Source organism: Microbacterium sp. Root166 (genome assembly GCF_001427145.1).
GTDB lineage: Bacteria > Actinomycetota > Actinomycetes > Actinomycetales > Microbacteriaceae > Microbacterium.
The window spans coordinates 1,026,006-1,040,193 of the sequence record NZ_LMGL01000001.1; the positions used below are offsets into that span (position 1 = coordinate 1,026,006).

Sequence of the window (14,188 nt, forward strand, 5' to 3'; positions counted from 1 at the left end):
GGCGGGGCCATCGGGTCCCGATACAGAAGGGGGCGCGGTGCGTCACGTCATCATCATCGGATCGGGGCCTGCGGGCTACACGGCAGCCATCTACGCGGCGCGCGCGAACCTCGAGCCGCTCGTGGTCGCGAGCTCGGTCGAAGCGGGCGGCGATCTTATGACCACCACCGACGTCGAGAACTTCCCGGGCTTCCCCGAGGGCATCCAGGGCCCCGACCTGATGACCAAGATGCAGGAGCAGGCCGAGCGCTTCGGCACCGAGGTGCTGTACGACGACGTCGTCTCACTCGACGTCGACGGCCCGGTCAAGAAGATCGTCCTGGGCAGCGGCGCCGAGTACGAGACGCGCTCCATCGTGTACGCGACGGGCTCGGCCCACCGCAAGATCGGCATCGAGGGCGAAGAGCGCCTGTCGGGCCGCGGTGTGTCCTACTGCGCCACGTGCGACGGCTTCTTCTTCCGTGAGCGCGTCATCGCCGTCGTCGGCGGCGGCGACTCCGCGATGGAAGAGGCGACGTTCCTCACCAAGTTCGCCTCGAAGGTCTACGTCATCCACCGCCGCGAAGAGCTGCGCGCCTCGAAGATCATGCAGGAGCGCGCGTTCGCGAACGAGAAGATCGAGTTCGTCTGGAACAGCGCCGTCGTCGACGTGCTGGGCGAGGACGCGGTCACCGGCGTCGTTCTCGAGAGCACCGTCGACGGCACGCGCAGCGAGCTCGCCCTCGACGGCCTGTTCGTCGCCATCGGCAACGACCCGCGCACCCACCTCGTGCACGGCAAGCTCGACCTGACACCGGAAGGCACGATCTGGGTCGACGGTCGCTCGTCGCGCACGTCGATGCCCGGCGTCTTCGCCGCCGGAGACGTCATCGACCCGACCTACCGTCAGGCCGTCACCGCCGCGGGCAGCGGAACCGTGGCAGCCCTGGATGTCGAGCACTTCCTCGCCTCGCTCGGCGAGGCGGGCGCACCCGACGTCGTCGGCGATCCCATCGCCGGGCTGGACCCGAGCACCGACCGTCAGGCCGCGGACGCCGCCTGAGTCCCGCGCACCGGAACAATCCGGTCGCACTGCGCGTTCGAACAATCGAGAGACTTCCCCATCTTGAAGGAGATGACATGACCGCCAAGTCGACCACGTCCGCCACGTGGGAGCAGGACGTGCTCCAGGCCGACGGACCCGTACTCGTTGACTTCTGGGCGGAATGGTGCGGCCCGTGCCGCATGGTTTCGCCCGTGCTGGACCAGATCCAGTCGGAGCACCCCGACAAGATCACGATCCTCAAGCTCAACGTGGACGAGAACCCCGATCTGGCCATGAAGTACCAGATCACCTCGATCCCTGCCATGAAGGTCTTCAACAAGGGCGAGGTCGAGACGACGATCATCGGCGCCAAGCCGAAGTTCGCGCTCGAGAAGGACCTCGCCGCGTACATCGCCTGACGACTTCTGCGTTGAACCCCGCCGCCCCGGACCCCCGGATCGGCGGGGTTTTCGCGTACATGCCGGTGGCGGCATCCTTTCTCTGCGAAGTTTTTTCGGCGAGGATGTCGATCTCGGCCATGCTCGTACGACGTACAGGGTGAAGGGGCCGAAGCGGCTCCCGGGCCGCACGGCTCGCAAACCAGAAGGAGAAGTGACATGCGTTACATGCTGATCATGCAGGTGGAGCCCGAAGCCGCAGCGCGGGCGGCGGAAGACCTCGACATGGAGCAGGTCATCGCGGCCATGGGCGCCTACAACGAGAGCCTGCAGAAGGCGGGCGTCTTCCTGTCCGCGGAGGGCCTGTCCGACGCCGAGGAAGGCTTCCGCGTCGACTTCACGTCTGTCCCGCCGGTCATCACCGACGGCCCCTTCGCCGAGGCCCGCGAGGTCTTCACGGGGTTCTGGATCATCGAGGTCGCCAGCCGCGAAGAGGCCGAGCACTGGGCCAAGCAGTGCCCGCTCGGCCCGGGTGTCGCGCTCGAGGTCCGGCGCGTCAACGAGCTCGGAGACTTCGACATGCCCGACAACGAGTGGGTCGCCAAGGAGCAGGAGTGGCGAGCGGCCAACTCCTGACTCAGCCCCCGAGCTCAGTGTGCACGAGCTCAGTGCGCGTCGACACGCACCGTCGCATCCCAGCGGCGGTGCGTGTTCGCTTCGCCCAGCAGACGCCAGACCGCGGGGGTCAGCTCGGGGTACTCCAGCGCGATCTGCCGGAGCACGCGATAGTGGCGGGCGGCATTCGGCCGCGATCCGCCGTTGGCCTCGATGTTCTCGGCACGCAGGGTGAAGACGACGAGCTCGTCGACGGTGGGGAGGTCCTCCATGAACTCCCACGGGTCCTCTCCGCCGCGCAGACGCTCCGCGATGACCACGGCGAGCTCGTCGGATGCCTCGGCACGCAGAAGCTCGAGACTGGCCCGCCGGCGCGGAGTCTGATCTGGTGTCGGCACCTATCCAGGGTACGACGCTCCACCGACGTGAGGCATCGATCCACGCCTACTCTGGACGCATGAACGACGCGGACGCGCACGCCCGACGGGCGGTCGAAGCGGTGTGGCGCGCAGAGGCCGCTCGCATCGTGGCGGCCCTCACGCGTCAGACGGGCGACTTCACATGGGCCGAGGATCTGGCGCAGGATGCGCTGCTCGAAGCCCTCGCGAAGTGGCCGGCGAGCGGCATCCCCGACAATCCCGGCGCGTGGCTGCTGTCCGTGGCGAAGCGGCGCGCGATCGACGGCTGGCGCCGGCGGGAGCGGATGGGTCAGCGCGAGCCGCTGTTCGCCGCCGAGGTTCTCGACGCCGAGCGCGCCGATGCCGTGCCCGAGCTCGGGGATCCCGACCGGATCGACGACGACGTTCTCCGCCTGGTGTTCGTGGCCTGCCACCCGGTGCTCGCACCGCAGGCACGTCTCGCGCTCACCCTGCGCACGGTGGCCGGCCTCACCACCGAGCAGATCGCCCGAGTGCTGCTGATGACCGTGCCGACCGTGCAGCAGCGGATCGTGCGCGCCAAGCGGGCGCTGGCCGACGCCGCCGTGCCGTTCGAGGTCCCTGACCGCTCCGAACGCGGGGCGCGGCTCTCGAGCGTGCTGCAGGTGATCTACCTGCTGTTCACCGAAGGCTACGCCGCGGCAGCAGGCGATCGTCCGGTGCGCCCGGAGGTCGCTCGCGAGGCCGTACGCCTGGCCCGTCAGCTGCGCGCACTCATGCCGGCCGAACCGGAGGTCGATTCCCTCATCGCGCTCATGGAGTTCCAGTCCTCGCGCTTCGTCGCGCGGGTGGATGAACGCGGGCTCCCCCTCACACTCGGCGAGCAGGACCGCGCCCGGTGGGATCGCTCCGCGATCGCCCGGGGCAGCGAGGCACTGCGACGAGCGGATGCCGCGGGGCGGGGTCTCGGCTACTACGGACTGCAGGCGGCGATCGCGGAGTGCCATGCGGTCGCCCCGACGTTCGACGCCACCGACTGGGACCGGATCGTGCGCCTCTACGACGCGCTGGTGTCGCTCGCCCCGTCGGCGGTCGTCCGGCTCAATCGTGCCGTGGCCGTCTCGATGGCCGACGGGCCGGCAGAAGCGCTCGACCTCGTCGCCGAGCTCGAGCCGGAGCTCGACGGGTTCCGGCCGTTCCACGCGGCGCGAGCCGAGCTGCTCGAGCGGCTAGGACGGACGGATGCCGCGGCCGCCGCTTTCGAGCGTGCCGCCGAGCTCGAAGGGAACGACGCCGAGACGGCGGTGCTACAGCGTCGCGCCGCCGAACTCGCTGCGCGCGGCCCCGTCACAGCGGTCGGTGGTCACGCGGACGCGTAGCCCGACTCACCGATCTCATCGAGGATGCGATTGAGGTCCTGGATGCTCGCGAAATCTATGCTGATCTGGCCTTTACGCGCAGTCAGAGAGATCCGTACCCGTGTGTTGAGCCGGTCACCGAGGCGATCCGCCACCTCGTCGAGGTGCGCACGACGTGCCCCAGCCTGCGGCTTGGCCGGACGAGCCAGCCCGGCGCCCGGAAGCTTCGTGGCAGCCTCGGCGGCGCGCACGGAGAGATCCTCGTTGACGATCTTGTCCGCGAGGCGCTGCATCGCCTCCGGGGTGTCGAGGGCCAGGATCGCACGCGCGTGCCCGGCGCTGAGCACCCCGGCGGCGACGCGCTGCTGCACCGGCATGGGGAGCTTGAGCAGGCGGATGGTGTTGCTGATCTGCGGGCGCGAGCGGCCGATGCGGCTGGCGAGCTCCTCCTGGGTGATGCCGAAGTCCTCGAGCAGCTGCTGGTAGGCAGAAGCTTCTTCCAGGGGGTTCAGCTCGGAGCGGTGGAGGTTCTCGAGCAGCGCGTCGCGCAGCAGGTGCTCGTCGGCCGTTTCGCGGATGACCGCCGGGATGGAGGTCAGACCGGCCTCGCGAGCGGCGCGCGTGCGCCGCTCCCCCATGATGAGCTCGTACTCGCCCTGCTCATTGGCGCGGACGACCACCGGCTGGAGCACACCGAACTCGCGGACGCTGTGCACCAGCTCGGCAAGGTCCTCTGAGTCGAAGTGCGTGCGCGGCTGACGAGGGTTCGGCACGATCGAGTGCGGGTCGATGTGCGCGAGCCGCGCGCCCGGGACCGCGACCAGGTCCTCGGTTGCCGCGGCATCGCCGGAGCCGTTCGTGGACTGTCCGTCGGCGGTCTCCTCCGACGCGACCGACCGGGGGAAGAAGACGTCGGACGGACGATCCTCAGCCGGCTCGGCCGTCGGGATCAATGCCCCGATCCCTCGTCCCAGGCCTGTGCGCTTGGCCATCAGGATTCCTCTCCGCTGTTGTTCTCGTCGGCTGCTCGAACGACCGATTGGCCGTCGCGCCGAATGATCTCGACCGCTGCCTCGCGGTATGCCACCGCGCCGGCGGACTGCCCATCGTATGCGATGACGGTCTGGCCGAAGCTCGGCGCCTCCGACACGCGCACGGAACGCGGGATCACCGAGTCCAGCACCTCACCCGCGAAGTGCTCGCGCACCTCTTCGGCGACCTGCTGCGCGAGACGGGTACGGCCGTCGTACATCGTGAGCAGGATGGTCGAGAGATGCAGTGCCGGATTCAGGTGCTTCTGGATCATCCGCACAGTGCCCAGCAGCTGGCTCAGACCCTCGAGCGCGTAGTACTCGCACTGGATCGGGATGAGCAGCTCGCTCGCGGCCGTGAAGGCGTTGATGGTCAGCAGTCCCAGCGAGGGCGGGCAGTCGATGATGACGAAGTCGATGCGCTCCTCGACCGCGGCGAGATACTCGTCGAGCGCGGTACGCAGGCGGTGCTCACGGGCGACCTGCGAGACGAGTTCGATCTCGGCGCCGGCCAGGTGGATGGTGCTCGGGGCGCAGAGAAGGTTGGGGGATTCGGGGCTGGTCTGCACGATGTCGGCGAGCGGGAACTCGTCGATGAGGACGTCGTAGACGCTGGGGATGTCAGCGGTGTGCGGCACACCCAGCGCGGTCGAGGCGTTCCCCTGCGGGTCGAGGTCGATGACCAGCACACGGGCGCCGACCGAGGCCATCGCGGCGGCGATGTTCACGGCGGTCGTCGTCTTCCCGACGCCGCCCTTCTGGTTCGACACCGTGAGCACGCGGGTTCGACCGGACATCTTCACGTCGGCGCTCTCGAGCACGCGGCGACGTGCAGAGAGATCGGCCAGTTCGCGAGCGAGAGGAGTGTCGTCGAACGAGAAGGATGCTGTGGCCTCCGCCTCGTCGGGCTGTTTCACGTGAAACACTCTCCCTTTCGCGAGCGAACAACAACGTCACCCACTCTATCCCGCCACCGCTCGCGCGACGTGCCTTCACTCCCCTTGGGCGACGGCTCTGAGTCACGTTTCACGTGAAACAAGCCGACCTGCGTTGCGGGCCGTTCACGTGTCTCGGCACGGGATACTGCCGAACAGAAACGGCCCAGTGTGAACACCGTGCTCTGACGGATGGCTGGGCACGATGAAAGGGGCGGGTATTGGGGCGCTGACGCTCCGACGCCTTGTCTGGTGTCGCTCGACCCGGCGGTTTGATCGGGCGATCCCGCACCCTTTCGAGATTCTGCAACTTCACGTGGCCGGTAGCGCGTGGCAGTAAGGGCGCGGGCAGCGATCTGGCCTTGCGCGTCGGATCAGTGGCTTGCGTGATTCCAGTAAACCTCCGAGCTCGTCGGCTCATCGACGTGGGCCAGCGGCCTGAACACAACGCGCACGGCGATCCCGCCTCTCGCGGGGACGTTCGAACGCGAGGGCACACGGGTGCGTGATTCAGCAGCGAATGATGCACATCACCGCTCCTACCGGGTGGTCCAGCGCGGTTCGACACACACGCTTGCGACGAGCGCGTCGTCTCTTCCACCGAGCAGTCGGTGGCATGGCACCGACTCGTGCGTTCGCGACAGAGAGCAGCTCGACTCCTCCTGACGCACTCGGCTCAGCCGGGCCCGGACCGAGCGAAGACGATTCTCGTGGTGGTGCGGGCGGTGGTCGAGCGGTCGAGCCCCTCCGTGGTGCATGGTGCGAACGCGACAGGGCGAGTCTCACTTCTCACTCTCCGCCTGGCGCGACCAGCACCGCTCCACCGCGCATATCCAGACTGCCAACAGCGGTACGGGGGCCCCATCAGCCTGCAGACAGAAATCAGTACGGCACGTCGGGTTGCGAACCCGCTCCCCTATGCGCCTAGGCGTCGTGGCGGTCTTCCCATCCGTCGACTCCCTCGCTTTCGATGTTTCACGTGAAACGAACTGATCGAAGGTGCGCGGCAACGTAGCGGTTCTGGTTGCGAGAGCAGATGGCCGACCAGATCCACGCTCGACCACACGCGACCAACTCAACACACCGTGCTGCACCGAATGGGCGACTGCGATCGGTTCGTACTCGGCGTTACGCGGGTTGCCTCATGGAATCGCAGTGCGCCTCGCAGTGTCGGTAGTAGGCTCTCATCCTCGATCAGCTCCCGCCGCCGTCGCACTTTCGGCGATGTTTCACGTGAAACGAGCGAATCCAGCGACGACGACGTCGCCGCTCGACATCCGCGGAAAGCGAGCCTGGACTGAACTGTGTCCCTGACTCTCGCATCCCTGCTCGGCGGCCTGATGCCACTGAGCTAGACGGCACGTTCGGCCTTCCGTGGAGGCGATCAGGCTCATCGCGACAACGCTCGGCATGCGCGGCGGTGAGTCGAGCCGAGGGCGGGACACGAGTTCGGACGAGTACGTCCGAAAGTCGGCGGGAAACAGGGCGGCTAGCCACTCAGGCGTAGCCGACCTCGCATTGCCAGTGAGTCGGACAAGCGATGGCCCTGCAGCCCCCGACTCGAGAATCGGCGCAATACCCACCCCATCGATTCGATCGTCGCGTGCTGTGGGTCAGACAGAGTTCCACAACCCCGGGGTGTCCGGCACCAACTCCTTGACGTCAGCCCAGCCCCGTGCGTACAGGCTTTCCAACGCGTTTCACGTGAAACATTGACGACCAGCTGCAACCCCTGCGGTCCCAGGACGGGCGTGCGAGCCGTGACGCGTGAGCAATCGGCATCGTGCATCGACCCGCGACAGCTGCGTCATCCCGAGGATCTCGATCCGCGCGGGCCGACGCATGGTATGCACAAAGCTCGTACTCGTGGGGTCCGATGTTGCACGTGAAACACCGATCGGCTGAGATCGGCAGGTCAGGTCAGCGGACGGTCGCTCGCACGACTCGCGAAGGCTCCTCGAGGAGTCCTTCGCCCACCACTTCGAGTCGAGCGTTCGTCACGCGGTACTTGCGAAGCTGCTTCTCGGCTGCGTCGATCTCGGACGCGCCACTCGCGCCCTTGAGAAGGATGAGCTCGCCTCCGTTGCGAACAAGCGGCGCAGTCAGCGGAACGAGTGTGCGAAGCGCACTCACGGCACGGGCTGTGACGGCGTCCAGGACCGGGCCGAACTTCCAGTCTTCAGCGCGCGCTCGAACCACTTCGACGTTGTCGAGCCCGAGCTCTGTCGACTGCTCTGTGAGCCAGGCGACCCGGCGCTCCATCGGCTCGATGAGCACCCACTGCACATCCGGTCGAGCGATCGCCAGGACGATTCCCGGCAGACCGGCGCCCGATCCCACATCGCCCACGCGTCCCGGAGAGAACAGCGGCGCGATGACGGCGCTGTTGAGGATGTGCCGGCTCCACAGGCGGGGCGGCTCGAGGGGTCCGATCAGACCTCGCTCCTCGCCGTACTCACCCAGTGCTTCCGTGAACCGGCGGGCCAGTTCGATCCGGTCTCCGAAGAGAACTGCAGCCGCGGAAGGTTCCTGCTCGATCTCAGTCATCGATGTTTCACGTGAAACGCAGCGTCAGCCGCGCTTGATCACCGTGTGGCGGTCGGCGCCCTCGCCGTACGACTCCGACACGAAGCCCCGGTCCGACACGATGTCGTGCACGAGCTTGCGCTCATAGCTCGACATAGCGGGCAGCGAGGCCTGCGTCGCGCCTTCCTTCAGGCGATCGATCGCTCGGTCGACCAGAGTCGCCAGCTGACGCTGACGTGTGTCGCGCGACCCGCCGACGTCGAGGATCAGGCGGGAGAAACGACCGGTGCGCGTCTGCACGGCGATACGGGTCAGCTCCTGGAGGGCCTGGACGGTGTCGGGCTCGGCGATCAACGCCACCGATCCGCCTTCCGGTGCTTCCACTGAGACGTAGGCGCGACCGCCGCGCACATCGAGGTCGAGATCGCCGTCGATGTCGGCGATGTCGAGCAGTCCCTCGATGAAGTCGGCAGCGACATCGCCTTCCTGCTCGAGCTGCTCCGCGGTGGCGGGCACGCGTTCTGCGGGTGCGGAGTCGACGGGCGCGAACTCGGGAGTGCTGGTCATGGTGTCCTCAAACTCAGGGGGGCAGTGCTCAGGTCGTCAGGATGCGGTGCCGGCAGGGTCTTCAGAAGCATCGCCGGGGGTCGCCTTCTGTCCCTGCTGCTTCTGGCCCTGCTTCTTGGCACGCTGCTTGCCGACGGGCTGCTGGCGCTTGGGCGCGGCCGCACGCGCACGTTCGGCCTCTTCGTACAGGCGCTGCTGCTCGGCGACGTACTTCTCCATCGGCACGACCTTGCCCGAGGCGTCGATGGCCTTGCCCTTGCGGGCGAGGCGCTCCTCACGGGCCTTCGCCGCGTCCGAACCCGGCGTCGGCATCTCGCGGATGACCAGGAACTGCTGACCCATCGTCCAGAGGTTCGACACGAACCAGTAGATGACGACACCGAGCGGGAAGAAGACGCCCGAGAAGACGAAGGCGAACGGCAGCACCCAGAGCATGATCTTCTGCATCTGGTAGGCCTGGCCGGTCTTGGCCTCGGGGGAGAGGTTCTTCGAGATGATCTGCAGCTGGGTGAAGAACTGCGATGCGATCATCAGCACCACGAGCGTCGCCAGAATGGCGATGGCCGCCGTGTTGCCGGTATTGACCGCGTCGATCAGAGTCTCGTGCAGCGAAGCGACGCCGAACAGCTTCGCGTTGTAGAACTCAGCGGTGAGCTCTGCGTTGAGGAGCCCGACACCGCCGATGCCCAGCTGATAGTGCTTCGTCACGTCGTTGAGCACGCTGAACAGGGCGAAGAAGATCGGCATCTGCACGAGCAGCGGAAGACAGCTCGACACGGGCGTCGTGCCGTGCTTCTTGTACAGCGCCATGGTCTCGCGGCTCATGGCCTCGCGAGAGAGCTGGTCGCGCTTGCCCTTGTACTTCTCCTGAACTTTTCGCAGTTCAGGGGCAATTTCCATCATCTTGCGCTGGCTCTTGATCTGCTTCACGAAGAGCGGAATGAGAGCCGAGCGCACCACGATGACGAGGCCGACGATCGACAGCACCCAGGTGATGCCGTCCGCCGGCGGAAGACCAACCGCGGTGAAGAACCAGTGCCAGGCGACGAGGACAGCCTCGACCGCCCACTTCAGGGGCCACAGGATGATCCCGATGAGATCGAACCCGCCTGCGGCGGCGTCAGGGGCGGGAGTGGAGGCCAGCAAGAGATCCATGCGGAGGATCAGTCCTTTCCGGTGGGAGCAGGCACGACGAAACCACGGGTGGTCAGCGCGTGCCGGAAGTTCGAGTGCGCAGGGACGTCATCGACGCCGCCCACCGCCCAGGGGTGACAGCGGCCGAGGCGGGCCGCAGTGAGAGCAGCGCCCTTGACGGCGCCGTGCTGCTGCACCGCACCGACGGCGTAGGCAGAGCACGACGGGTAGTACTTGCAGACGTCGCCGTAGGTGTGCGAGATCGTCGCCCGGTAGCCGTGCAGCACCGCGAGCACCGCATTGCGGGGAAGCAGGGGTGCCGCACGAAGAAGAGCGGATGCCTCGAAGTGGGCCTCGCCGATGGCGTAGGACGGCAGGACGCTCATGTCGTCCTCCGTGCCAGGCACCGGGCTACCTCATCGCGCAGCTCGCCGAACGGAATGGTCGCGGCGCTCGGAAGAGCGCGAATGACGATGTCGATCCCGGGGCGCAGGGTCGGCAGCGACTCGGCCGAGAGCGCCTTCAGGCGACGACGAACCGTGTTGCGCACCACAGCACCGCCGACCTGCCGGCTCACGATGAAGCCGAAGCGCGCAGGACCCTCGGGATCGGATGCCGGATTGACGTAGGTCACGGTGTGCGCACCGGCGCAACGACGACCCCGGCGGACGACGGCCTTGTACTCCGCACCGCGGGTGAGTCGGTTCGGCCGCGCCAGCACCGCTGGGGGTCAGGCCGAGAGCTCGGTGCGGCCCTTGCCGCGACGAGCCGAGAGGATGGCACGGCCGGCACGGGTGTGCATGCGGGCACGGAAGCCGTGCTTCTTGGCGCGGCGGCGGTTGTTGGGCTGGAAAGTGCGCTTGCTCATGAGGATCGCTTCCGGATCAGGTGTCACCGGGAATCTGAGACCGGAGACGCTACGTACAAAGGGACTGCCGAATAGGCATAAGTCAACCGATTTAGGGTACGCCGAGCCGCCTGAGAACTCAAACTGAGCGGGTCGGACCGGCATTATGCCGCGGCGCGTGTCGGCGGTCCGGAACGACACACCGCATCCATCCACAGTGGGGTTTGCTCCAGGGTCGCCCGGGAACTAGCGTAGCTCGGGCAGTTATCCACAGGCCTCCGCGGGAGCTTTCCGCGGCTCCGGGTGGATTCATCAACACCCCGGGGGGGCCATGTCACCGCACGAGATTCCAGATGTTCCGGTCTGGTCGGCGGTGCTCGACGAACTCGCGGGGGACGAGCGGATCACCCCGCAGCTGCACGGCTTCCTGAGCCTCGCGGTGCCGCAGGGCGTCATGAGCGGCACTCTCTACCTCGACGTGCCCAACGATCTGACGGCCGCGCAGTTCACCAAGCGCATGCGCACGCCGATCATGGAGGCCCTGACCCGGGTCGGCCAGTCAGAGGAGACGCCGGCGACGTCCTTCCGCGTCGTGGTGAACCCCGAGCTGGCCGATGCGCACATGACGGCTCCGCTGCCGGTGCAGACCCAGAGCAGTATCGCCCCGACGGTCGTCGCGCGCCCCCCGATGGAAGAGCCCGGGGACGTGGCATCCGCTTCGTCGCGCAGCGACACCCGACTGAACCCGAAGTACACGTTCGACAACTTCGTCATCGGGCAGTCCAACCGCTTCGCGCATGCCGCCGCGGTCGCAGTGGCCGAGGCCCCTGCAAAGGCGTACAACCCGCTGTTCATCTACGGCGACTCGGGCCTCGGCAAGACGCACCTGCTTCACGCGATCGGCGACTACGCCCTCAGCCTCTACACCGGCATCCGGGTCCGATACGTCTCGAGCGAAGAGTTCACGAACGACTTCATCAACTCGATCGCCAACAACCGCGGGTCGGCCTTCCAGGCGCGCTACCGGGACGTCGACATCCTCCTCATCGACGACATCCAGTTCCTGCAGGGACGTGCCGAGACGCAGGAGGCGTTCTTCCACACGTTCAACACCCTGCACGATCACGACAAGCAGGTCGTGATCACCAGCGATGTCCCGCCCAAGCACCTCACCGGGTTCGAAGACCGCATGCGCAGCCGGTTCGAGTGGGGTCTCATCACCGATGTGCAGGCACCCGACCTCGAGACCCGCATCGCGATCCTCCGCAAGAAGGCGCAGAGCGAGCGGCTTCACATTCCCGATGAGGTGCTCGAGTACATCGCCACGGTGGTGTCCTCGAATATCCGCGAACTCGAGGGCGCGCTCATCCGCGTGTCCGCGTTCGCGAGCCTGAACCGATCGACGCTCGACATGTCGCTGGCGCAGACCGTGCTGCGCGACATCGTCGACCAGGACGACGCCAACGTCATCTCGCCGACCGACATCATCACCGCGACCGCGCAGTACTTCAAGCTGACCGTCGACGACCTGTACGGCTCGAGCCGTTCGCAATCGGTCGCCACCGCGCGTCAGATCGCCATGTACCTGTGTCGTGAGCGCACGAGCCTGTCGCTGCCCAAGATCGGCCAGTTGTTCGGCAACCGCGATCACACCACCGTGATGTACGCCTACAAGAAGATCAGCGACCTCATGAAGGAGCGTCGCTCGATCTACAACCAGGTGTCCGAGATCACCACTCAGCTCGGTCGCAACGGCCGCTGATCCCCGCTGCGGTCATATGCCGCAAGAAGTGCTTGACACCGGTCCCACAGAGGGCCAATATTCGCGTTCTTCACAGTGTGGAAAACCTGTGGATAACTCCACAAGCCTGCGGAAACATTGTTCGTGGGGCCGTCCGAGCCTGTGGATAGCTGTGGACAGCCGGTGCTGGGCGGAGGTCGTCTCCCGCAGCCCGTCCTCAGCCGTTCCACAAGTCACAACGATGTGGTTTCCCTCTCTCGACTGAGATCGGCCGAGTTGTCCACAGTTTCCACAGCGGTTAACACCATGACATTAAGTGTTTGATGAAGACCGGATCCGATGACCTTGACGGTGGAGAGCTCCGGTGGACGGATGCCGCGTCCATCGGCACTAGCATCGGAGGGGCCTGCCACTAGCATGAGAAGCCCCAACCCGCAGTCGAGGGAGCATTCGTGAAGTTCCACGTCAATCGCGATGTGTTCAGCGAGGCCGTGTCGTTCGTCGTCAAGCTCCTTCCGCAGCGCAATCCGCAGCCGATCCTGGCCGGCGTGCTGATCGAGGCATCCGAGGCGGGTCTTTCGCTCGCGGCCTTCGACTACGAGGCATCCGCACGCACGACCATCGAAGCGACGGTCGACGAGCCGGGCACCATCCTCGTCCACGGCCGTCTGCTGTCCGAGATCGCGAGCCGCCTGCCCAACGCCCCGATCCAGATCGAGGTCGACGAAGACGGCGGCATCGTCCTGACCTGCGGCTCGGCACGCTTCACCCTGGCTTCCATGCCGGTGCAGGAGTACCCCGCGATTCCCGAGGTCACCGGTGACTCCGGGCTGGTCCCGGCCGAGGATTTCGCCACGGCCATCGCGCAGGTCGCCTTCGCCGCGTCCCGAGACGACGTGACTCCCGTCCTCACGGGCGTGCAGCTCGAGGTGTCCGGCACCGCCCTCAGCCTCGTCGCCACCGACCGCTACCGCGTCGCGCTCCGCGAGATCCCCTGGGACGGCGGCGCATCCAGCTCGGACGAGCCGACCACCGCCCTGGTTCCGGCGCGGACCCTCATCGAGGTCGGCAAGACCTTCGCCCACGGCGGCGACATCTCGATCGCGTTCTCCGGATCGGGCGACCGCGAGATCATCGCGTTCACGGCGGGCAACAAGACCGTGACGTCGCTGCTGATCAAGGGCAACTTCCCGCCGGTGCGACGGCTTTTCCCCGAGGCCACGGAGCACCACGCGGTCGTCAACACGGCCGAGCTCGCCGAAGCCGTCCGTCGTGTCTCGCTTGTGCTCGATCGTTCTGCGCCGCTGCGGTTCACATTCACGACCGACACGGTCTCGATGGACGCCTCCGGCACCGAGCAGGCGCGCGCCACCGAGTCGGTCGACGCGAACCTGGTGGGCGAAGACGTCACGCTGGGGCTCAATCCCCAGTACCTGCTCGAGTCGCTCAGCGCGGTCAAGAGCGAGTTCGCGCGCATCACGTTCACCTCGAGCGAGAACGCCAACAAGCTGAGCCCCGTGCTGATCACGCCGCAGACGTCGGTCGACAAGGCCGGCTCGGACTCGTTCCGCTACCTGCTCCAGCCGAACCTGCTGCTGCGCTGACGATCCAGCCGGCGTCCGCGCCCGTCATTAG

The 14,188-nt window shown here is 66.8% G+C and carries 15 protein-coding genes; 6 read left to right on the forward strand and 9 right to left on the reverse strand.

The features are described 5' to 3' along the window. The first annotated feature begins 37 nt into the window (after positions 1–37). The 3 genes from trxB (at position 38) to ASD56_RS04685 (ending at position 2,058) form a co-directional block, all read left to right on the forward strand. Positions 38–1,042 (forward strand): thioredoxin-disulfide reductase, encoded by a 1,005-nt coding sequence (trxB, locus tag ASD56_RS04675; RefSeq protein WP_055961788.1) that lies wholly within the window; start codon positions 38–40, stop codon positions 1,040–1,042. 77 nt (positions 1,043–1,119) lie between these two features. Then, entirely contained in the window at positions 1,120–1,443 is a 324-nt protein-coding gene (gene trxA / locus ASD56_RS04680) for a thioredoxin (protein WP_055961791.1), read from the forward strand. Positions 1,444–1,641: 198 nt separating this feature from the next. Beyond that, positions 1,642–2,058, forward strand: coding sequence for a YciI family protein (locus ASD56_RS04685; RefSeq protein ID WP_055961794.1), 417 nt, complete (start codon positions 1,642–1,644; stop codon positions 2,056–2,058). A gap of 29 nt (positions 2,059–2,087) precedes the next feature. On the opposite strand, the gene ASD56_RS04690 is transcribed toward ASD56_RS04685, so the two are convergent. Further along, positions 2,088–2,435 (reverse strand): hypothetical protein, encoded by a 348-nt coding sequence (locus tag ASD56_RS04690; protein WP_055961797.1) that lies wholly within the window; start codon positions 2,433–2,435, stop codon positions 2,088–2,090. 59 nt (positions 2,436–2,494) lie between these two features. Between ASD56_RS04690 and ASD56_RS04695 the strand changes: the two genes are divergently transcribed. Beyond that, a complete protein-coding gene (locus ASD56_RS04695; RefSeq protein ID WP_055961799.1) occupies positions 2,495–3,793 on the forward strand; it encodes an RNA polymerase sigma factor in 1,299 nt (432 codons plus the stop codon). Here ASD56_RS04695 and ASD56_RS04700 read toward each other — a convergent pair. The 8 genes from ASD56_RS04700 to rpmH all read right to left on the reverse strand — a co-directional run bounded on the left by ASD56_RS04700 (position 3,778) and on the right by rpmH (position 10,833). Next, entirely contained in the window at positions 3,778–4,764 is a 987-nt protein-coding gene (locus ASD56_RS04700; protein WP_055961802.1) for a ParB/RepB/Spo0J family partition protein, read from the reverse strand. The two genes, ASD56_RS04695 and ASD56_RS04700, sit on opposite strands and share 16 nt — an antisense overlap. Beyond that, on the reverse strand, positions 4,764–5,720 hold the full coding sequence (locus ASD56_RS04705) for a ParA family protein (RefSeq protein WP_055963667.1): 957 nt from the start codon (positions 5,718–5,720) through the stop codon (positions 4,764–4,766). The genes ASD56_RS04700 and ASD56_RS04705 overlap by 1 nt, the downstream gene beginning before the upstream one ends. A 1,938-nt stretch (positions 5,721–7,658) precedes the next feature. Then, the gene (gene rsmG / locus ASD56_RS04710; RefSeq protein WP_055961804.1) at positions 7,659–8,285 is read right to left on the reverse strand and encodes a 16S rRNA (guanine(527)-N(7))-methyltransferase RsmG; all 627 of its coding nucleotides are present in this window, start codon (positions 8,283–8,285) and stop codon (positions 7,659–7,661) included. Between the two features lie 24 nt (positions 8,286–8,309). After that, positions 8,310–8,831 carry a Jag family protein gene (locus ASD56_RS04715; RefSeq protein ID WP_055961807.1) on the reverse strand — a complete coding sequence of 174 codons (522 nt, stop codon included), beginning with the start codon at positions 8,829–8,831 and terminating at the stop codon, positions 8,310–8,312. 36 nt (positions 8,832–8,867) lie between these two features. Continuing rightward, positions 8,868–9,986 carry a membrane protein insertase YidC gene (gene yidC / locus ASD56_RS04720; RefSeq protein WP_055961809.1) on the reverse strand — a complete coding sequence of 373 codons (1,119 nt, stop codon included), beginning with the start codon at positions 9,984–9,986 and terminating at the stop codon, positions 8,868–8,870. A gap of 8 nt (positions 9,987–9,994) precedes the next feature. Then, on the reverse strand, positions 9,995–10,351 hold the full coding sequence (gene yidD, locus ASD56_RS04725; protein ID WP_055961812.1) for a membrane protein insertion efficiency factor YidD: 357 nt from the start codon (positions 10,349–10,351) through the stop codon (positions 9,995–9,997). Then, positions 10,348–10,686: a ribonuclease P protein component gene (gene rnpA / locus ASD56_RS04730; protein ID WP_055961814.1), complete on the reverse strand. Its 339-nt coding sequence runs from the start codon at positions 10,684–10,686 to the stop codon at positions 10,348–10,350. The genes yidD and rnpA overlap by 4 nt, the downstream gene beginning before the upstream one ends. A gap of 9 nt (positions 10,687–10,695) precedes the next feature. Continuing rightward, positions 10,696–10,833: a 50S ribosomal protein L34 gene (gene rpmH, locus ASD56_RS04735; protein WP_055961817.1), complete on the reverse strand. Its 138-nt coding sequence runs from the start codon at positions 10,831–10,833 to the stop codon at positions 10,696–10,698. A gap of 310 nt (positions 10,834–11,143) precedes the next feature. On the opposite strand from rpmH, the gene dnaA reads away from it, so the two are divergent. Next, positions 11,144–12,574, forward strand: a complete 1,431-nt coding sequence (dnaA, locus tag ASD56_RS04740; protein ID WP_055961820.1) for a chromosomal replication initiator protein DnaA — start codon at positions 11,144–11,146, stop codon at positions 12,572–12,574. A 431-nt stretch (positions 12,575–13,005) separates the two neighbouring features. Beyond that, complete coding sequence (dnaN, locus tag ASD56_RS04745; protein ID WP_055961823.1) at positions 13,006–14,157, forward strand: DNA polymerase III subunit beta; 1,152 nt, start codon at positions 13,006–13,008, stop codon at positions 14,155–14,157. Positions 14,158–14,188 lie beyond the last annotated feature (31 nt).

What these genes read in the sequence shown, in the direction of transcription:
- trxA (WP_055961791.1), top strand. Translation starts at nt 1,120, where the DNA reads ATGACCGCCAAGTCGACCACGTCCGCCACGTGGGAGCAGGACGTGCTC.
- ASD56_RS04685 (WP_055961794.1), top strand. Translation starts at nt 1,642, where the DNA reads ATGCGTTACATGCTGATCATGCAGGTGGAGCCCGAAGCCGCAGCGCGG.
- ASD56_RS04695 (WP_055961799.1), top strand. Translation starts at nt 2,495, where the DNA reads ATGAACGACGCGGACGCGCACGCCCGACGGGCGGTCGAAGCGGTGTGG.
- ASD56_RS04700 (WP_055961802.1), bottom strand. Translation starts at nt 4,764, where the DNA reads ATGGCCAAGCGCACAGGCCTGGGACGAGGGATCGGGGCATTGATCCCG.
- rsmG (WP_055961804.1), bottom strand. Translation starts at nt 8,285, where the DNA reads ATGACTGAGATCGAGCAGGAACCTTCCGCGGCTGCAGTTCTCTTCGGA.
- ASD56_RS04715 (WP_055961807.1), bottom strand. Translation starts at nt 8,831, where the DNA reads ATGACCAGCACTCCCGAGTTCGCGCCCGTCGACTCCGCACCCGCAGAA.
- yidC (WP_055961809.1), bottom strand. Translation starts at nt 9,986, where the DNA reads ATGGATCTCTTGCTGGCCTCCACTCCCGCCCCTGACGCCGCCGCAGGC.
- yidD (WP_055961812.1), bottom strand. Translation starts at nt 10,351, where the DNA reads ATGAGCGTCCTGCCGTCCTACGCCATCGGCGAGGCCCACTTCGAGGCA.
- rpmH (WP_055961817.1), bottom strand. Translation starts at nt 10,833, where the DNA reads ATGAGCAAGCGCACTTTCCAGCCCAACAACCGCCGCCGCGCCAAGAAG.
- dnaA (WP_055961820.1), top strand. Translation starts at nt 11,144, where the DNA reads ATGTCACCGCACGAGATTCCAGATGTTCCGGTCTGGTCGGCGGTGCTC.